Origin of the sequence: Rufibacter ruber, assembly GCF_001647275.1 — a bacterium.
GTDB classification, from domain to species: Bacteria; Bacteroidota; Bacteroidia; order Cytophagales; family Hymenobacteraceae; genus Nibribacter; species Nibribacter ruber_C.
This window is the reverse complement of the sequence record NZ_LRMM01000046.1, coordinates 1-18,829: the sequence shown is the minus strand read 5'-3', so window position 1 is coordinate 18,829 and position 18,829 is coordinate 1. Positions and strand designations below refer to the sequence as shown.

Below are 18,829 nucleotides of genomic sequence, written 5' to 3'. Positions count from 1 at the left end.
AATCAGCTTCTAGGATAATTGTTCTATAATTAAAGATACACTACTGGCCACTACGGTAGCAGAACCTTTAACTCGCGCGCTCCACCTTCACTTTTTTCCCCTTTAGCTTTTCAGGTCTGAGCAGTTGTACGGCTTTTTCTAATTTCTTCCGGTTCACGGCTACAAAGGTGGCGTTGTCCTGCACTTCAATCTTGCCGAGGTCCGCTTTCTCCAGGCCGCCTTTTTGCAGCATCCAGCCCACCACGTCTACCTTGTTCACCTTGTCCTTTTTCCCGGCGCTGAGGTAGAGGGTGTCCCAGAAGGAAGGGGGGGGCGGTGTGGCAGTGGCCGGTAACTTCTCCTGCGCCGGGAGGTGGGGCAGGTAGGCGGGTTTTTCGCCGGAATGCAGGAGCAGGTAGACCGTGCCCTTGGCGTTCATGCGGGCGGTACGGCCGTTGCGGTGCAGAAACGTAGAGGCATCTGGCAGTTGGAAATGGATTACGAACGCCACTTCGGGAATATCCAGACCGCGGGCCGCCAAATCTGTACTCACCAGCAGATGATGGGTGCCGTTCCGGAATTTGAGCAGTGTGCGCTCCCGGTCAGGCTGCTCCAGACCGCCGTGGAAGATGCCGTGCGCCAGCTTCTTTTTCTGGAGGAAGGTACTGACCTGTTCCACCGCCTCGCGCTGGTTGCAGAAGACAAGGGTAGGTTGCGTGCCAAGGAGGCAGAGCAGCCGGTACAGCGGCGAGAGTTTATCCTGACCTTCTACGGGCACGTACTTCAACAGCAGGTTTGGGGTGCTGGAGGTATCCTGAAGGAAGTTGAGGGTAACTGCATCCCGTAAGCCGGTAAACGCCGGAACCTGCGGCATGGCCGTGGCTGAGGTCAGGAGACGGCGGGACACCTTTGGCAACTGACCAATAATGTAGGCCATGTCCTCCTGAAAGCCCATCTCCAGGGCCTTGTCAAACTCGTCCAGCACCAGCGTGTGCAGGGTGTCGGCTTTTAAGTAGCCTTCGCGCAAATGCGCGGCAATGCGCCCAGGGGTTCCTATGACCACCGCGGGGGGAGAGGCCAGGCTCTTTTTTTCCTCATAGATGCCGTGGCCGCCATAGAAGCAGTCTACTTTATAGCCCAGGCTCATCTGTTTCAGGACCTGCTCAATCTGCTGGGCAAGTTCGCGGGTGGGGGCCAGCACCAGTGCCTGTACCCTCTTCTGGTTTTCTTGCAGGCGCAGGGCCAACGGCAGCAGGAACGCCAGCGTTTTACCTGACCCGGTGGGCGATAACACCACCACATCGTGTTGGGTAGCCGCCTGCACCGTGGCTTCCTGCATGGGGGTGAGTTGGGCAATCTTGAGTCGGTCCAGTATTCGCTGCTGCATGAGGTATGGGTTGAAAAGGTAAAGGTACGGTTTATCTGACCACCTTCTCTCCCTGCCGCAGATCAATCTCAGGAAGGGGAGAAGGAACCCTTTATAAATTTCAGCTACGGAAGCCTTCTTGAAAGGCTTCCTGTTTTGGGGCTGGTTTTGCAAAAACAGCCCCAAAACAGGAAGTTAAACCAACCCCTGATACAACCTGAAATGAAAACTGGAGAGCAGGACAGAAGCACTTCCCAAAGAGAAATGCCTGCTGTTGCTACGTTTTGCCTCCAGAGTCGGAAGTTTGAAGTCCTTTTTAAGAAAGTCACTTATCCCTGTTGCTGGAGCTGCTGCGTAAGGTCATCTACCACCTCTTCGCTCCATCTGGAGGCTATGTCAGTAAGCTCTGCTGACGACCACGGTTCAAAATATAATTTCTCCAGCCATGTTTTATCTGGGGAGGGGCCTACGGTATAGGAGGTGTGTTCCAGTTTGAAGAGGAGGTCTTTTGCCAAATCAAACGCATCGGCCCCTGCCCGGTGAAAGCCCAGCAACTGCAGCCGGAGCCCTATCTGCGCCACGTTTCCGTTCTCCAGGCTGATTTCTTTGTCAGTGGGGTTCGTTTTGTCCTTCGTCCAGGTGTCTGCCATCTTCTCTAGCCGGAAATCATCAAACAGCGGGAATACCTCTGTCAGGTTCTGGTAAATGCGCTCTGCCAGTTTAGGAAGGATCTGGTTGTACAGGTGTAGGATAGAATCTTTGTCTTTATGGTCGGCCATGGTATCAGGTAAGAGGTTAGAAAGCAGCAGCATGACCAGTAGCCACTGCCATTAAACAAACTATGCGCTCCGCTGGGCAAGGTGTTGCCAGGAGGGAAAGAAAGCAGCCATAAGGCACTTTTCGGCTCAAAGAAACCCTATTGAAACCCGCTCAGGAGCTGATGTAAAAGTAAGCTATTTAGGAAGACTTAAAAGCAAACGCAGCACAGAGAATGAGCGTAACCACCTTGAGCCAATAAAACCTGCAGAGAAAATGTGACGTTTTGAATGAGGGAAAGGAGGTGACCAGAGTAAGAGGGGTCTGATGAAGACATTCTGATTTTCACCACTGGGGTTTCAAACACTGGTAAGAGTCAATTTAGTTTCTGGCGCTGGTGCTTGAGAGCGGGAAGCTAAAGTAAAAAGTACGCTGTTTGCGTCCCGTAAAGACTGAACGCCTCCCATGATTATTCTGTCCTTCACTCAGATACTTTATCATGTTCGCCCCCACGAAAACCTGAACAAAAACCTACCACTGGGCTGGAAGGCGGTCATAAACATCCTCAATCCTAAACATAGCCGTACCTCCGCTTGTTTATTACTAGAAACACCTTGGTTTGTAAATGAATAAAATGAGTAAAATTCAATTATAAAACAATTTTCTAAACTCAAGATTGTACATACAACAATCTGTTTCTTTTTGATTATCTTTGTACTGGCAGGGGATTGTTACCTGTTTTAGCTATTGGCAATGCTCTGGCGCATATTTAAATTATCTAAAAAAAACAAAATACGGCCTCTTGCGGTGGTTCTTGCTTTGGTGTGTCTGATTTTGGGCAAACCTTTCGCGTCTGGTGCTGTCTCTGGACCAGATAAAATCAAAGTAATTGATCCGGCGTTGGCCGCTAAAATTGACTCCCTGAATGAAGAAGCATTTGAAGTAAAGCGTCAGGATGTATCGGCCGCCCTGGGCCTTCTCCACAAAGCCCTTACCCTTTCCCTTCAGCACCAGTACCGGAAAGGCGAAGCTATCAATTACCTCTATGAGGGAGGGATTTACCAGCAGAAAGGCTACGCCAAGCGCGCCTTGTATTTGTTTTTTCAATCGGTTGAAATCAGCAAACAGCTCAAAGACACCTTTAACATTGCGCGTGCCAACCACCAGATTGCCAATGCCTATAGAGACGCCGACCGTTTGCCAGAGGCTGAAGTACTTTACAAAGAGGCCTTGGGGCAGTTTCTGGCCCTGAAACAAGGGAAGGATGTCATTAATATTAAAAACAACCTGGCGTTGGTATTGCTTGACCGGGGCAGATACTCAGAAGCAGAAAAATACCTGCAAGAGGCCCTGGCGGAAAGCAAAGGCAGTCGGTACACCTATGGCCTGAAGAAGGCGTATTTTCACCTGGGGCTTCTGTACAAAGCCACCGGCGAGCTTGCTAAAGCAAGAAACTACATGGGCCACGCCCTGGTCATGGACCAGGAGAAACATGACAGCTACGGCCTCTCCCTGGCTACGGGGCACCTGGCAGTGATTGCCAGTGAGGAGGGGAAGAATGCCGAAGCCGAAAACCTGGCCCTGGCATCACTCCGGTACGCCCGGGAAATCAAAGCCGCCCAGTTGGAGATAGAGGCGCTGGAGCGCCTGGCTTCCATTAACCAGGCTCGCAACCACCTGCAACACGTCATTGCCTGGCAAGACAGTCTGGTGCGGAAACAGGCAGAACTCTATGAGACCGAGCGAACCGAAGCCATCAACATGCTGGACCTGCTCAAAGAGAAGCAGGAAAAACAGGCGGCTTTTGAAAAACAAACCTTACTGGCCGCCCAAAAGGCAGAGGTGACCCATCTTATCCTTCAGGTGTCTCTGGTGGCTTCAGTGGTGTTGCTGGCAATTGCCTACTTCTGGTACCGTAACTTTAAAAGGGCGCGCTCTATAGGGAAGGAGTTAGCCGTGAAGAACCAGGTAATCCAGAAAAGTTCTGTGGCGCTAGACCAGTTAAACAAGGCTATCTCTAAACAAAACCTAAGGCTGGAACAAGCCAACGAGTTGAAGAACAAACTGTTCTCTATTCTTTCGCATGATCTGCGCAAGCCGTTGAACAACACCAAGGGTCTGCTGCACATCATCAACAGCGGCATGGTGACGCAGGAGCAGTACGCGCCCAAGCTGGAGGAGCTGGAGAAACAGTACGTACGGTCTTCAGACCTGCTGGAAAATCTTCTGGTATGGATTAAAAGCCAGCTGGAAGGGGCGCAGGTGCAAGTGCGGGAGGTGGCCTTGTCATCGCTTTTGCAAGACGTTGTCATAGACCATGAAGAAGCTTTGGCCGCTAAATCTGTGGTGGTCAGGAACCAGGTGCAGGAAGACCTTTCGGTGCTGGGGGATCCGGAGATGCTGAAAGTGGTTTTCAGGAACTTGCTGTCTAATGCCGTTAAATTCACCAAACAGGGAGGGGAGGTAACCATCACTTCTAAAGCCGTTGACGGGGTCACCATTGCCATAAAAGACCAGGGGGTAGGTATTAGCGAGGAGAACCTCCAGAAGATAAAGCAGAAAATGTACTTCACCACCGTGGGCACAGCCCGTGAAACGGGCAGTGGTTTCGGGTTGATGATCTGTGATGATTTACTCAGGCAGAGCGGCGGAGGACTCTCCATCAGCAGCACCCTGGGCAAGGGATCAGTATTTGCGGTGAACTTGCCTGCTTCGCTTCTTCCTCAGGAAAAAGGCGTGCAGCAGTCCATGTCTTTGATGTAGCTCCTGTGCCGGCTTTCTGTTTTGGGGCTGTTTTCAGAAAAACAGGCCAAAAACAGAACGTTAGCCCTGTTGAATGTGCTCCAGCGGCAATTCCAACTCCTGACCCGTCATGGCAAAGAAGAAGTTCTGGAGTTGATGCACATACGCCACCGGGGCACTGGTGGCAATGAACCCCCCGTTGAAAACAATCTCTTTATATTCCAGGTCTAAGGCCCATTGGCTGAGCTCCGGAAACATGTATTCATTCTCCAGCTCATTGTAGCTGGCCCCTGCAATCCAGGCAAGTGAAAGGGGAACGGGCGCAAAGGAAGTATCATTGCCACTGAGAAGGGCAATAAGGCGGGGGGCGTCTAGCATCACGGGTTTACCAGATTCCAGCACAATGTTTCCTAGCCGTACTTCATTTGCAAACATGCTGCAAAAGTAGGCAAACCATTTCATACCACCTGAAAGAAAACTGCTCCTTTCTTTCAGCCGCTCTTGAAGGAAGGGCAACAGAAGTTGATAAATCTTTGGTTTTCCGGGGAAGACGGGTCCCGGAAGAAGCCTGTTCAGCATTATTTTGCCCTTGGTAACTTTAATAGCACTTGGCAGGAAACGAGAAGAGGCGGTAGTTCTGTCTCCATAAAAAACAGATGCCCCGTAGGTCTGCACGTAAGCATAAGCTGGCATTAGTCTGATCAACCTCTGCAAAAACAGGATTATAGCATGATCTCTGGCAAAAAGAGGAAAACAGATGCAACGGCGCCAAATTTCCCTTGTCTCTTAGGTTGATTACCACTACCACCCACCACAGACGTACTTTCCAATCTACTTGCTATGAAAAAAAGAGCCCTCTTTTTGCTGGGACTGCTATGCCTTTGCCTCTGCTTGCCGGGCAGTGGAGCTGCGCAAGTCACTCCCCAGGCCCCGGCTACCGTTGCTGCACCGGGAACCATTTCGGGCACACTGGTAGACTCCCTTTCGGGGAAACCCATAGAATATGCCACGGTGGCCTTGGTTGCTAAAGGTACTTCCGCTGCCGTGGGTGGCACCCTGACCAATACTCAGGGCCAGTTTTCTTTTCACAAAATTGCCTTGGGCCAGTACACCTTAGTTTTCAGTTTTTTGGGTACATGATCAGGGGCAACATACCGGTCTTGCTGTCTGAGGCGCAACCAGAGGCCAGGCTGGGAACGGTGACGCTTCGGCAGACGGCCACAAACCTAAAGGAAGTCACGGTGACGGCGCTGAGGCCCACTATTACCCAGGAGGCCGACAAACTGGTGGTGAGTATTGAGGGAACAGCGCTGGCCGCCGGGAGAACCGTCTTTGATGTGCTGACAAAATCGCCGGGGGTGTTTGTAGACCAGGATGGCAATATCCAGCTGAACGGGAGAAGCGGTGTCACGTTCATGCTGGACGGAAAACTCACCTACCTCTTAGCCAGTGATCTCAGAAATCTGCTGCAGAGCATGTCTGTGGAAAACATCAGGAACATAGAGATCATCACCAGCCCCAGTGCCAAATTTGATGCCGAGGGGGCATCTGGCATTCTGAACATCAACCTCAGGAAGAATGAATTGCGGGGCGTGAACGGAAGCGTCTTCGGGACGGGTACTTATAACTTTAAACAATGGGGGGGGACGGTAGGCGGCAACGTGAACTACAAAGCGGGCAAGTGGAATTCTTTCCTGAGCCTGGAGCACCTGAAACGCGCGTACAACCTTGACGGAACCTTTACCCGCGTGTTTTATAACGGGCAGCAAACCACCTACTATGACCAGGAGGCCTACGGGAAAAGCAAAAACCTGGGGCCACCCAACCTAAGGCTTGGCACTGACTTCACCCTGAATGGTCGCCACAGCATTGGGACCATGGTGTACTTTAACCAGAACAAACGTTGGGAAGATTTCAACACCGCCACTTTGATAGGGAACCAGCCGCAGCACCCTCAACAGTTTATAACCGCGCACAATTACCTGGTGAACACCCCCCAAACGCAGGAACAACAGTTTAGATGAGTTGAACCGCACGTAGCATCCCAAAAGAAGAATTCACCGGCTCCCTTTAGGTCTCGGCACACCTTCCCCCGTATCTGTTTTCGGGCTGCTTTTAGAAAAACAGGCCGAAAACAGAAACGGTGTTTTCTTAAGAGGGTGCCTTACAGACCTTCGCCGCTTGTACCTACAATACGCAAGGGTTCGGCTTTGTACCCTGCCTCCTGTACCAGGTTCTCTATCTGCTGCGGGTCAATTTTCTCTCCTGAGATGCTGAGAATATTATCATCTGAGTTGGGGTCAATGTCCCATTTGCTGATGTTCTCTTTCTGGTTGAGCAGCGGGGTTACTTTGTCAATAGCCTCCTGGCCGCTGATGTCGGTTTTGAACTTTAAGATCTGCATAGCCTTTCGTTTATTCTTTCTATTACTTTTACTCACGGGGGAGCAGATGGTTGTTTCACAGCCGGGAAAGGGCTTACGTGGGCAGGGTTTCATCAAGGAAGGTTTGCACCACCACACCGGCCTCCAGCGTCTTTTGCACCGGGCAGCGGGAAGAAATTTCTTCCAGGCGTTTAATCTGCTCAGGGGTAAGCGGCCCGGTCAGTTTCAGCCGTTTGGTGATGAGCATGCGCTTGGGGTGGGGCTGGTTTACGGTGAGGGGAGAGGTGGCCTCCAGCACCATCTGTGACAGCCGCACCTCCGCCTTTTCCAGCGGCCAGTTTTTGCGCTGGGCGTACATTTGGAGGGTCACCACCGTACACGCCCCCAGGGCGCTGAGAATATAGTCATTGGGTCCCGGCACGGGCGCCCCCTGTTTCTGTACGTCAGATTCATCTATGGTAAACTGGTGAACTCCCATCTGTATTTGTGCTACCAAGCCATTGGGTTGCGCGGCACTGACTACTACCTCTGCCATTTCAATTTTTTTCTTGTGATAAAGCTCCTTCTCTTTCTATACGCAGAAATGGGCTGTTTTTGGACTGTTTTTCATAAAATAAGCCAAAAACAGAGACTGGTGGTAAGCCCGGCTCTGCCACTTTCTGGCAGTTGCCGGAGATCAGTATTTATTCTGATGCGTATTTTTTTACGTACTCCAGATAAAACAAAAAGAAACACTGTCTTCAAACGTTTGCCTGTTCCTTCAACTTAGGTGCCCAATTTAGGCGCCCGGAGGTAAAGGGCAGGCAGGAGCAGCAACTGGCAACGCTGCCAGTGTACCTGTTTGAACCACGAAGGCGAATCATTGACAACTACTTTATTGAACATGGCAGCAGCAACCCAGCATTACCATTGGTGGCAAGACGGCATCATCTACCAGATTTACCCCAGATCGTTTCAAGACAGCAACGCAGACGGCGTGGGAGATCTGCAGGGCATCATCTCCCGGCTGGATTATTTGAAGGACCTGGGGATGACAGCCATCTGGATTTCCCCCATTTTTCCATCGCCCATGGCAGATTTTGGCTATGACATCTCTGACTATAGAGCCATTCACCCGCTCTTTGGGAGTATGGACGACTTTGACCAGTTACTGACCGAGGTGCACCGGCGGGATATGAAACTGTTGCTGGACCTGGTACCCAACCACACCTCAGACCAGCATGCGTGGTTTCAGGAGTCAAAATCATCACGGGACAACCCCAAGCGGGACTGGTACATCTGGAAAGACGCCCACCCAGACGGCGCTGAGCCCAATAACTGGTTGAGCATGTTTGGCGGCAGCGCCTGGGAGTGGGATGAACACACCCAGCAGTACTATTACCACGGCTTTTTGAAAGAGCAACCAGATTTGAACTGGCGCAACCCCGAGGTGCAGAAGGCCATGATGGAGGTGATGCGCTTCTGGCTGGATAAAGGGATTGACGGTTTCAGGGTAGATGTGATCTTCCATATGGTGAAAGATGACCAGTTCCGGAACAACCCGGTGAACCCTGACTACCAGCCGCACATGAACAACTATGACCAGCTGCTGCCCGTGTATTCTACTGACCAGCCGGCAGTGCATGAGATAGTGGCCATGATGCGGCAGGTGACAGACCAGTACGAGGACCGGGTACTGATAGGTGAGATTTACTTGCCCCTGAACCGGCTGGTCTCTTATTATGGGGTGAACCACACGGGGGTGCATTTGCCGTTTAACTTTCAGCTGCTGGTGCTGCCGTGGGAGGCGCAGCAGATTGCCACGGTTATTGACCAGTACGAAGGGTCTCTGCCCGAGGGCGGCTGGCCCAATTGGGTCTTGGGCAACCATGACCAGCCCAGAATTGCCAGCAGGGTGGGCTACTCGCAGGCGCGGGTGGCGGCCATGCTTCTGCTTACGTTAAGGGGAACCCCCACCATTTACTACGGAGAGGAGATTGGCATGCGCGATGTGCCCATTCCGGCGGAGGAGGTACGGGACCCGCAGGGGCTGAACATGCCTGACCTGAACCTGAGCCGTGACCCCGCCCGCACGCCCATGCAATGGAACGGTCAGGAGCACGCCGGCTTTTCTTCTGCCCACCCTTGGTTGCGGCTTGCCTCAGATTACAGGCGGGTGAATGTGGAGGCGCAGGAGCACGATCCTTATTCAATGCTCACCCTTTACAGAAAATTAATTCAGCTCAGGCAGCAGGAGCCGGCCCTCAACGTGGGCAGCTACACACCTGTTTTCGCAGACCGGCAGATGATGGCCTTTGTAAGGGAAGACGCAGACAGCCGTTTTCTGGTGGTGCTGAACCTGAGCCACCGCACCTGCTATTTCAAACCCAAAGACTTCAGTTTCAAGGGAAGGATAGAGGTGGCAACCCTACCGGAGCGGGATGGCCAACCGGTGCAGGATAAAATAGACCTGTCCGGAGATGAAGGGGTGGTAATCCGGTTAGAATCAGCTTAGAAAATCTCTGCCCTATCTTATCTGCTACAGGAGAACGGGTAGGTTGCATTTGGCTCTTTAGGGTCTGGAGGTAGCGTGAGATTTTGGTTTGCCCCCCTGTTGCCTGCTTTTAAAATAGCTGTTTTCGCGTTGTTTCAAGAAAACAGGCCGAAAACAGCTTTTATCTACTCCCGTTCTCCGCCAGGAATGGGAGCTGCGGCAAGGGCGGGTTGGCAAATGGAGTGGTTTTAGAATCAGCCAACCGGCTTGGTTCCCCTTACAGCAAGAGGTAGTGCCGGCAGTCGTCTTGTACGCTTTTTTGCCTTTGTACAGCAACAACCTGCTCCTTCAGGCAGAATAAAGCAAGTTAGGTGCCTTCTCCCACAGCGGTTTTAATTACCTTTGCCTCCAGAACCGTACAGGAATCCCGCAGAGGAAATAGCCAAATGACAGAAGAAGATTTACTACACCTTGCTCAGGAATGGGTTTTGAAGCAGGCCGGTTGTGGATTTTCAATGAAAGGAAATACGCCCGTTCCGGCACCTGTCGGCGGGCCGTTTGTCTTTGGGGTGGCTTCCTTTGGGAAAAGTGTCTATGTGGAGGTGGTACTGACAAAAGAGGCGTTTCAACACGAGATGCAGCGCTTCGGATACCAGGACCCGGCACGGGAGATTGGGAAGTTCCGGTTTATCTGTGCCCCGGCAGGTGTAGTAACAGAACGCGAACTGCCCCTGCACTGGGGGTTGCTCTGCGTGCATGAAAAGGGGAACCTAACCTGCGAGCACAACCCCTATGATCACCACGGGATCAACTACTGGCAAAACGGATTCCAGAATTATGACCCCACCACTGAGCAGCTGCTCATGCGCTCCCTCTGCCCCAGAATGCTATACCGGGGAGTAGTGCATAGCCTGTCTTTTACCGGAAGCTCCTTCAAATAAGTCCAGACCTTTCCTGAGGGAGAGCATGCGTAAATTCCCATTTTACTGGGAAAGCGTGTCAGAGAAAAGTTCTGCATATGCGGTTCTAAGCTGCGCGGTATGGAGAGGGTGAACGCAGGTTCTGTGAATGGCACTTTGCCGGGTGAGAACCGTTAGCCTTGGTTTGGGCCTGATTTCAGAAAAGTACGCCATAAACAGAAACACCCCCATGGCAGAAAGCCGCCAGAGCTGCTAAAAACCAGTACTTGCACATTCGTTTCTGCACCCCCTTCAGAGCAGGCTCTCCTTTATTATTCAACCTTTGTTATATAAAAACGGTACTATACTTTATGTTTAACATAGGAGATTATCTTACACCCATGTCACTGGAACCGTATCCTTCTGATTTTTACCAGCAGCTCTTAGAAAAAACCGGACAGGCTTTTTTTGCCTATAGTGTTTCCCAGGAAAGCTTCATCTATCAAAGTCCGTCTTTTATAGAAACTTATCAGGGGGCAAACGTTCTTGTGAACCCGCAGGGCCTGCTGTCTTTGGTACATCCGGAAGACCAGGAGTATGTGCGGCAAAGTCTGCGCTTGTTGCTGGATAAAGGAAGGGTGCACCAATTGGAGCTGAGAGTGCAGCTCCCAGAACAGGAGGAGCAATGGGTGTGTCTGCAGCTTTCCCTCCTTGCCCGGGCAGAGGGGGACAAGGTGATAATAGGCCGGGCCGAAGACATAACCGCCGTGCGGGAATACAACGACCACCTTAAAAAATTCTCAAACAAGAAGGACTCCATCCTGAATATCCTCTCCCATGACCTATCTGGCCCTTTAGGCATCATTCACAGCCTTGCTCAAATGTTAGAGCAGACTTTTCCGCCAGAGGGGAAAGCACAAGCCCTGGAGATCATCAGACTCATTGAACAGAATAGCCGAAAGGGGGCCGCCCTCATCAGGGAATTCATGAGCCAGGAGTTTCTGGAATCTGAAAAAACAGAGTTGATCACCAGAAGGGTGAATCTGGTGGAGAAATTGAAAGAAGCCATAGAAGAATATGGGGGGGAGAAGGGGACCTTCCTGAGCAAGAAAGTGAGTTTCGTGAGCAGCAAAGATGAGATTTTTGCCATGGTAGATGATCTGAAATTCCTGCAGGTCCTTACCAACCTTCTTTCTAATGCCATCAAGTTCACCCCCGAAGGGGGAACCATTACCGTTTTCCTGGAAGATGAGGAAACTACTGTTCTGGTAAAAGTAGAGGATACCGGCGTAGGTATTCCCCAGAAATACCATTCTACCCTCTTTGAGAAATTTACCGATGCCAGAAGACCCGGCTTACTGGGAGAGGAGAGCATTGGCCTGGGCATGTCTATCTGTAAAACCCTGGTGGAATGGCATAGGGGCACCATCTGGTTTGACAGCAAAGAGGGAAAAGGTACCACGTTTTATATCAGAATCCCGAAAGAGTAGAAGCTCTGCCGCCATTGTGAGCAGCGTGTGGTAAAAGCTGGTCCGTCTTATGGTTCCCGGTATGGCTTGCGGCTTATTGAGTACGTTGTCCCTTGGCCGTATGGGACTGTCCATGGTACCTTCTTAGGGCGCAAAGCCTCTTGCTATTGCTAGGTAAATTTTATCCGGCTCACGCTTAGCAGACGCCTGCACCAATGGCGCGGTAGCCTGGGATGATTTGGCGAAGAGCAGCACGCCAAAGGTGCTTCTGACTAAACGTTGTACCGCATGCACCTTATACCCCAATTGGTCCCGTAACATCTGCAGTGCTAACTCTTTCCTTTCCTCGGCAATGCGCGTGCGGTGCACCAGTAGCCCATTGGGCTTGTTGATGGCTTCATACTGCGCATCTTCATAAATGATATTTAGCACGGAGTGTTACTTTAGTATAGCCTTTAAGAATGCTGTTTTACCTATTACTATGATTGCCTTATTAATAACATTTAACGTATAAGTTTACATGGGGCAATTATATTACTGTAAAGCTAGGTCAATGTAAAAGGGAATTCTGTATACAAGCTCCTGGAAAATACCTGCCTTTCGCTTCTGCCGTTTTGGTAGCGGTAAAATTCTTGGAAATACAGTTAAACCAGTTAGATATAATAGGGCAAAATAATTTAAATAGGCAAGGTGAGGCTAGTGGCTTACTCTATAAGAGAAAATGGAAGATACATGAATTGCGTTCATTGGCTGAACAATCTTTAAATCTTTGCTTCCTCCCATAGCGCTCATATCATACCCAAATTTTGGGGAAGTGCCCACTAAGCCAATCTCTAATCCTAGGCCCATTTTGCCAAAGTCATACCTAGCGCCCCCAGCCACGCCATAAGCCAATGCAAACTTATTAGCTGGTAGAATGGTTAGCGAGTTTCCTGCGCCTTTTAGCTCCGCCTTTGGTGATTGGTTAAAGGCGCCGCCTACTGAGGCTTTTGTATAAAGCTCCACCTTCTTCACCGGGACTTTCCAATAGAAGTCTGCCAGTAAAAATGTAGAAAGGTAAGGATCAGCTGGCCCGCCATTCTCTCCAGCTTTAGCTGCTCTTGCAATCCCTTCTAAATCAAGTTGGTTGATCCGGTGGTTGAAAGTGGCTCCCAAGCCAATATTTTTAGTAAGACTTCCTTGGTAACTGAGCCCAAATTGAACTCCTGTTTTGGCGAACCCCATAGGTTCAAAGTTATGCCCCATATCCCTGAATTTCCCTATAGGGCTGGCTAACCCAACGGTAACCTGTATTCGGTTTGCTGAAATGGTTTGTGCCGTTACTGAATGGCCAACAAAGGCAAGCGCTATAGCCAAGATCAATTTCTTCATAAGGTGGTTGCAGATGCTGATAAAACTTGGGGAATTCATTATTTGGCTACAAATAAGCAACTTTGAGTTCAAGGTGACTCAACCTTTTCACCTCTGAATAAGGGCACACAATTTATAAATGTTAAGTTTAAGGAGGTGTGGCTACTTTCCAATGCAGAATTTGGTAAAGATGTTGTCCAGCAAATCATCTGTGGTGATTTCGCCGGTGATTTCGCCTAAGTAGTAGAGGGATCTTCTGATATCAGAAGCCAGCCAATCACCGGTGAGGCCGTTATCCAGCCCCTGCAGAACTTCCTGCAGTGCCTCGTCGGTTTTTTGCAGACCCTGGAAGTGCCGGAGGTTGGTCACAATAGTGCGGTCACCGGTCAGCGCCTCATTGGCATGTACCAGCGCCAGCAACGCCTTCTGCAATTCTTCCAGCCCCTCTTTCTGCCCCGCGGAAAGAAAGACCAGGTTCTCCAGGTGTATAAAGCTTTCCAACTGCTGGGGGGTGGCTAAATCCTTCTTGTTGGCCAGGAGCAGGTGTGGCACCCCTGGAAGCTGCAACTGCTGCAGCTCCTCTTGCAGCTGGGCGGGAGAAGTGGAGGTCACATCAAACAGATACAGCACCACCGCCGCCTTTTGGAGCTGCTCCTTGGTTCGGGCTACCCCAATGGCTTCCACGGTGTCTAAGGTTTCCCGCAGGCCGGCGGTGTCAATGAACCGGAACCTTATGCCGCCCAGGGTGGCCTCATCTTCAATCACATCACGGGTGGTTCCCGGTATGTCTGAGACAATGGCTTTTTCCTCGTTCAGCAGGGCGTTCAGCAGGGTTGACTTACCGGCATTGGGTTTACCGGCAATCACCGTGGCTACCCCATGTTTGAGCACGTTGCCCATCTCAAACGATTGCAGCAGGTCTGAGATCAGCTTTTGGAGCGTGGTGATCAGTCTCCGTAAGCCCGCCCGGTCTGCAAACTCTACATCTTCCTCGCTAAAGTCCAGCTCCAGCTCAATCATGGAGGCAAAGTGAATCAACTGGGCCCGCAGTGCTTTGATTTCGGCTGAAAAGCCACCCCGCATCTGCTTCATGGCAATCTGGTGGGTGAGGGCCGAGTCTGAGGCAATGAGGTCGGCCACCGCTTCGGCCTGGGCCAGATCAAACTGGCCGTTTAAGAAAGCCCTTTTGGTGAATTCACCGGGCAAGGCCAGGCGGGCCCCTTTTTTAAGAAACAGTTTGATCAACTGCTCTGTGATGAAAGGCGAACCGTGGCAGGAAACCTCTACCACATCTTCTTTGGTGTAAGACGCAGGGCCTTTGAACAGGGAAACCACTACCTCGTCCAGAATCTGGTCACCCTCCCGTATTGTACCGAAATGCAGGGTATGGGAAGGCTGGTGGGCCAGGTTCTTGCCTTTGAAAACCGCGTCTACCAGCGGGATGGCGTCTGGCCCGGAAATCCGTATTACGGCAATGGCGCCGTGGCCTGAGGCGGTGGCCAGTGCCACAATGGTATCATTAGAAAGGGTAGAGGGTATCAAGTTCAGAAGGTTCTAAGAGATCAAAAGCCGTTTTTGGCCTGTTTTTACAAAAATAGCCTAAAAACAGAAGAATGTAGAAAACTGCTCCAGAATACTGGGGCGGCTTCTTGCGCAGCGGCTATTAAGATGAATCAAAAGATAGGCTATTTGCCTGAGAAATACGCCAGCACCCGCAGAAAGTCCTTGGCCGGAACAAAACCCGGCACCCGTTGCATTACCTGTAGCTTCTCATTTAAAACCACGGTACAAGGGTAACTCATCTGCCCTTGCAGCAACGACAGCGCCAGTTCATGGGCTTTGTACTTTTCAAGGTACTGGTAGGTGGTGCCGTTCACGGTAATGGGTTGCCGCTGCTCTGCATTGAGCTTGACCACGTAATAATCCTGCGCCAGCTTATTGGCCACGGCCGGGTCTGCATACACCTGTTTATCCATCTTTTTGCACCAGCCGCACCAGTCAGTATAAACGTCTATCAGGATCTTCTTTGGGTGCTTCTTGCTCCGTTCCAGGGCTTCTGGCAGCGTGAGCCATTCTACTTTTGCCTTAGGGGCGGCAACAGAAGCGGGACCAGAAGCCTCTTTTGGCAGAGGCGGCTGGTCTTTGAAGGGGATAAAGGTCAGGATAAAGAGCAGAAGGTACATGGGTTGGCTGGTTTTCCTCTGTTTTACAAAAAGTAGCTCCAAAACAGTTCCTGTTCAAGAAGCTACCTAACGTTAAAGACGTAAAAAGAGCATTTCTATTGTTGTCTTTTCCCGAACTGAGGTGCTGTCTTCCTGAAATAGCCCGCCTTCAGATTTGAGAGGTACTCTCAAGAAGGAACAACGGCGGGGGAGGGGTGCACTTTTCGGCTTCTGGAAACCAGGCCGTGGGTGGGGGAAAGAACAAACGCCAGAGAAAACTGAAGTCCTATGATGACGGATATGGCTCCTGCCACAGATCCGTTCAGCCACAGCGCCAGGTAATACCCCAGGGCAGCCGCTACAATTCCGCAGGCGGAAGAAAGCCCCAGCATCACCTTGAGGTTGTCTGTGAGCAGATAGGCGGTGGCTGGCGGCCCCACCATCAGCGCCACCACCAGAATGGCCCCCACAGATTCAAACGCAGCCACAGTGGTCAGAGACACAGCCCCCATGAGCAGGTAGTACCAGAGGGTGGTGGAGAGCCCAATGGCAGTAGCAAAAGCCGGGTCAAAAGAAGTCAGGTACAGCTGCTTGTAGAATACCAGGATGAACAGGAGAATGAGGGCTAAAACACCACCCATCATCCAAACGGTGCGCGGCCCCAGGTGCAGCCCGGCGGCGGTGATCCAGGTGTCCAGGGGCACGTAGGCGATCTCGCCGTACAGCACGCAGTCCTGGTCCAGGTCTACCTGGCCGGCATAGACTGAGATCAGGATAATGCCCAACGCAAACAACCAGGTAAAGGTGACGCCAATAGAGGCGTCTGCCGATACCCTGGCCTTCTTATGGAAGAATTCAATAAGAAAGGTACACGCCACCCCCAGCGCCGCCGCACCCAGCAGCATAGACCAGACTTCGCGGGTGCCGCTGAACAGGAACGCCAGTACAATGCCCGGCAGTACGGCATGGGAGATGGCGTCTCCCACCATGGCCATGCGCCTCAGTATTAAGAAGCAGCCCAGCAGGCTGCAGCATACAGCTACCAGAGAGCCGGTCAGGATGATCCAGAAGGCGTCTAAGTTCATGGTTGTTGGGGTATAACGGTTTGGTGCGGATCTGCGGTAGGGTAGTTTAGAAGTTCTTCCAGCCGTTTCTCCAGCTCTGGGGTAAGTACGTGTTCAATAGATTCAGCGTCTTCATGCACATGGTCTGAGGCCACCTGCAGGTATTCAGTTAAGTATAGCTCCCAAAGCCGGTGCAGGCGCACCACCCGCTGCGCCTCCTTCATGCCCGCCTCTGTCAGAGACCAGCCGGAAGAGCCGTGGGTGACCAGCCCCTTGCTGCGCAGTACGCGCAGGCTCTCCTGCATGGTGAGCAAGGGCATTTTTCTGCGTTCACTGATCTGTTTTCTGGTATAGCTGAGGCCTTGTTCGTTCTTTGATTCGCCCAGCAGGAAAAGCGTTTTCAAGATGTTCTCCCGCATCATTTGCCTACGCACACGCCGTTGTAACAAAAGCCGCGCCACAAGACCCCGCCGGGGGGCCAGCAGAAAGGAGAGGATGGCCAGCAGCGAAAGGATCATGACAATCCAGGGGCCGGTGGGCATGGCCGGGGCGGTGAAGGAGACAAAGGCCCCGGCGGCCCCGCACACGGCACTCATGAGGGCGGCAATGGTGACCATGACCCCCAGGCGGTCTGTCCAGAAGCGGGCGGCGGCGGCGGGCGTGATCAGCATGGCAGACATGAGCACCACCCCCACCGACTGGATTCCCACTACCACCGCCAAAACGGTGAGGGTGGTCAATACCAGTTCCAGGGCCCGCACGGGCAGGCCAATGGTGCGGGCGTACGCCATGTCAAAACTAACCAGTTTAAATTCTTTGTACAGCAGCAGCACACTCAGGAGCAGGAGCGTAGCCACGGCGCCAAACGTGATCAGGTCCTGGCCCACCAACGCCGCGGCACTGCCGAACAGGAATTTGTCTAACCCGCTCTGGTTCTCGTTGCCGGAGTGCTGGATAGCCGTGAGAAACAGAATACCCACCCCAAAGAACACTGACAGCACCAGCCCAATGGCCGTGTCTTCTTTAATGCGGCTCTTAGAGGTGATGGTGTCAATGGCGATGAGAGACAGCCAGCCGGTGACAAAGGAGCCCAGGAGCAGCAGCAGCGGGTTTTTCTCACCGCTTAACAAAAATGCCAGGCAGACGCCGGGCAGCACGGCATGGGCCACGGCGTCACCCACCAGCGCTCTTTTTCTCAGTACCGTAAAACAGCCCACCACGGCAGAACTGGCCGCCAGTAAAACAGAGCCCAGCGTTACGTAGCGCACGTTGGCATCACTCATGCTCAGGAATTCCCACAAGGCATTCATTTCTTGGCCGGTTTGGTTTCCCTGATGGGGAAGTTCTTCTTGTGGAGCAGTTCACTTACCCGGCTTAGCTCAGTGAGCCGCCCTCCATAGGTTTTTTCCAGCAGGGCAGGGGTGAGCGTCTCAGCGGTGGGGCCGGAGGCGATCAGACGCATGTTGAGCAGGATGATCCAGTCAAAATAATCCTGGGCAGACTGCAGGTCATGGTGTACCACCACTACCGTTTTGCCCGCTTCGCGCATCTGCCGCAGAAGCTCAATGATGGCAGTTTCTGTGGCGATGTCTACGCCCGCAAAGGGTTCATCCATGAGGTACAGATCTGCGTTCTGCGCCAGGGCCCGGGCCAGGAAAACCCGCTGCTGCTGCCCGCCTGAGAGCTGGGATATTTGCCGGTTGGCAAAGTCCTGCATGCCTACCTTCTCAAGTGCTTCCATGGCCTGCTGGCGGTGGAGGGCGGTGGGGCGTTTAAATAAACCTAACTGCCCATACGTTCCCATGAGTGCCACATCAAGCGCAGAGGCCGGGAAATCCCAGTCCACAGATTCGCGCTGCGGCACGTAGCTTACTTTTTTCCTGACCTGGTCCAGCCCCTGCCCAAACAGCTGCACGTAGCCGCTGTTCAGCGGAAGCAGCCCCATGACCGCTTTAATAAGGGTAGACTTGCCCGCGCCGTTAGGCCCAATGATCCCCACCAGGGCTTTGGGGGGCAAGGTGAGGTCCACGTCCCACAGCACAGGCTTGCGCTGGTAACTTACCGTCAGGTCGTGCACTTCCAACACCGGGTTGTCTACATGCTGAATCATACTTGCTTGGCTCTATTCACTTCCTGAAATTCTTGAACTAGTCTTCTGTTTTCGGCCTGTTTTCTGAAAAACAGGC

Annotated in this window: 18 protein-coding genes; 6 read left to right on the top strand and 12 right to left on the bottom strand. The window is 52.1% G+C overall.

Features of this window, described 5'->3' with window-relative positions:
* Window positions 1–67: 67 nt before the first annotated feature.
* Window positions 68–1,366 carry a DEAD/DEAH box helicase gene (locus A8O25_RS15615; RefSeq protein ID WP_066836595.1) on the bottom strand — a complete coding sequence of 433 codons (1,299 nt, stop codon included), beginning with the start codon at window positions 1,364–1,366 and terminating at the stop codon, window positions 68–70.
* Window positions 1,367–1,674: 308 nt separating this feature from the next.
* The gene (locus tag A8O25_RS15610) at window positions 1,675–2,124 is read right to left on the bottom strand and encodes a hypothetical protein (protein WP_066836592.1); all 450 of its coding nucleotides are present in this window, start codon (window positions 2,122–2,124) and stop codon (window positions 1,675–1,677) included.
* Window positions 2,125–2,908: 784 nt separating this feature from the next.
* Here A8O25_RS15610 and A8O25_RS15605 point away from each other — a divergent pair.
* Entirely contained in the window at window positions 2,909–4,864 is a 1,956-nt protein-coding gene (locus A8O25_RS15605; protein ID WP_161947767.1) for an ATP-binding protein, read from the top strand.
* Window positions 4,865–4,924: 60 nt separating this feature from the next.
* On the opposite strand, the gene A8O25_RS23030 is transcribed toward A8O25_RS15605, so the two are convergent.
* On the bottom strand, window positions 4,925–5,278 hold the full coding sequence (locus A8O25_RS23030) for a hypothetical protein (protein ID WP_153042779.1): 354 nt from the start codon (window positions 5,276–5,278) through the stop codon (window positions 4,925–4,927).
* A gap of 405 nt (window positions 5,279–5,683) precedes the next feature.
* On the opposite strand from A8O25_RS23030, the gene A8O25_RS15595 reads away from it, so the two are divergent.
* Complete coding sequence (locus A8O25_RS15595) at window positions 5,684–5,983, top strand: carboxypeptidase regulatory-like domain-containing protein (RefSeq protein ID WP_066836542.1); 300 nt, start codon at window positions 5,684–5,686, stop codon at window positions 5,981–5,983.
* Window positions 5,980–6,867 carry a TonB-dependent receptor gene (locus A8O25_RS15590; protein WP_066836540.1) on the top strand — a complete coding sequence of 296 codons (888 nt, stop codon included), beginning with the start codon at window positions 5,980–5,982 and terminating at the stop codon, window positions 6,865–6,867. Before A8O25_RS15595 ends, A8O25_RS15590 begins: the two co-directional genes overlap by 4 nt.
* 140 nt (window positions 6,868–7,007) lie before the next feature.
* Here A8O25_RS15590 and A8O25_RS15585 read toward each other — a convergent pair whose 3' ends face one another.
* Window positions 7,008–7,247 carry a hypothetical protein gene (locus tag A8O25_RS15585; protein ID WP_066836539.1) on the bottom strand — a complete coding sequence of 80 codons (240 nt, stop codon included), beginning with the start codon at window positions 7,245–7,247 and terminating at the stop codon, window positions 7,008–7,010.
* A gap of 73 nt (window positions 7,248–7,320) precedes the next feature.
* A complete protein-coding gene (locus A8O25_RS15580; RefSeq protein WP_066836537.1) occupies window positions 7,321–7,761 on the bottom strand; it encodes an OsmC family protein in 441 nt (146 codons plus the stop codon).
* Window positions 7,762–8,109: 348 nt separating this feature from the next.
* Between A8O25_RS15580 and A8O25_RS15575 the strand changes: the two genes are divergently transcribed.
* The 3 genes from A8O25_RS15575 to A8O25_RS15565 all read left to right on the top strand — a co-directional run bounded on the left by A8O25_RS15575 (window position 8,110) and on the right by A8O25_RS15565 (window position 12,088).
* Window positions 8,110–9,720 (top strand): alpha-amylase family glycosyl hydrolase, encoded by a 1,611-nt coding sequence (locus A8O25_RS15575; protein WP_066836591.1) that lies wholly within the window; start codon window positions 8,110–8,112, stop codon window positions 9,718–9,720.
* Window positions 9,721–10,214: 494 nt separating this feature from the next.
* Window positions 10,215–10,640 carry a hypothetical protein gene (locus A8O25_RS15570; protein WP_066836535.1) on the top strand — a complete coding sequence of 142 codons (426 nt, stop codon included), beginning with the start codon at window positions 10,215–10,217 and terminating at the stop codon, window positions 10,638–10,640.
* A 359-nt stretch (window positions 10,641–10,999) separates the two neighbouring features.
* Complete coding sequence (locus A8O25_RS15565) at window positions 11,000–12,088, top strand: PAS domain-containing sensor histidine kinase (RefSeq protein WP_066836590.1); 1,089 nt, start codon at window positions 11,000–11,002, stop codon at window positions 12,086–12,088.
* 123 nt (window positions 12,089–12,211) lie between these two features.
* Here A8O25_RS15565 and A8O25_RS15560 read toward each other — a convergent pair whose 3' ends face one another.
* The 7 genes from A8O25_RS15560 to A8O25_RS15530 form a co-directional block, all read right to left on the bottom strand.
* The gene (locus A8O25_RS15560; protein WP_066836533.1) at window positions 12,212–12,499 is read right to left on the bottom strand and encodes a pseudouridine synthase; all 288 of its coding nucleotides are present in this window, start codon (window positions 12,497–12,499) and stop codon (window positions 12,212–12,214) included.
* Window positions 12,500–12,763: 264 nt separating this feature from the next.
* On the bottom strand, window positions 12,764–13,438 hold the full coding sequence (locus tag A8O25_RS15555; protein WP_066836531.1) for a hypothetical protein: 675 nt from the start codon (window positions 13,436–13,438) through the stop codon (window positions 12,764–12,766).
* Window positions 13,439–13,579: 141 nt separating this feature from the next.
* Entirely contained in the window at window positions 13,580–14,959 is a 1,380-nt protein-coding gene (mnmE, locus tag A8O25_RS15550) for a tRNA uridine-5-carboxymethylaminomethyl(34) synthesis GTPase MnmE (protein WP_066836529.1), read from the bottom strand.
* 143 nt (window positions 14,960–15,102) lie between these two features.
* Window positions 15,103–15,600, bottom strand: a complete 498-nt coding sequence (locus A8O25_RS15545) for a thioredoxin family protein (protein WP_082893687.1) — start codon at window positions 15,598–15,600, stop codon at window positions 15,103–15,105.
* A gap of 167 nt (window positions 15,601–15,767) precedes the next feature.
* On the bottom strand, window positions 15,768–16,664 hold the full coding sequence (locus A8O25_RS15540) for a metal ABC transporter permease (protein WP_066836527.1): 897 nt from the start codon (window positions 16,662–16,664) through the stop codon (window positions 15,768–15,770).
* A complete protein-coding gene (locus A8O25_RS15535; RefSeq protein ID WP_066836525.1) occupies window positions 16,661–17,953 on the bottom strand; it encodes a metal ABC transporter permease in 1,293 nt (430 codons plus the stop codon). Before A8O25_RS15535 ends, A8O25_RS15540 begins: the two co-directional genes overlap by 4 nt.
* Window positions 17,950–18,753, bottom strand: coding sequence for a metal ABC transporter ATP-binding protein (locus A8O25_RS15530; protein WP_066836522.1), 804 nt, complete (start codon window positions 18,751–18,753; stop codon window positions 17,950–17,952). The genes A8O25_RS15535 and A8O25_RS15530 overlap by 4 nt, the downstream gene beginning before the upstream one ends.
* Between the last annotated feature and the right edge of the window lie 76 nt (window positions 18,754–18,829).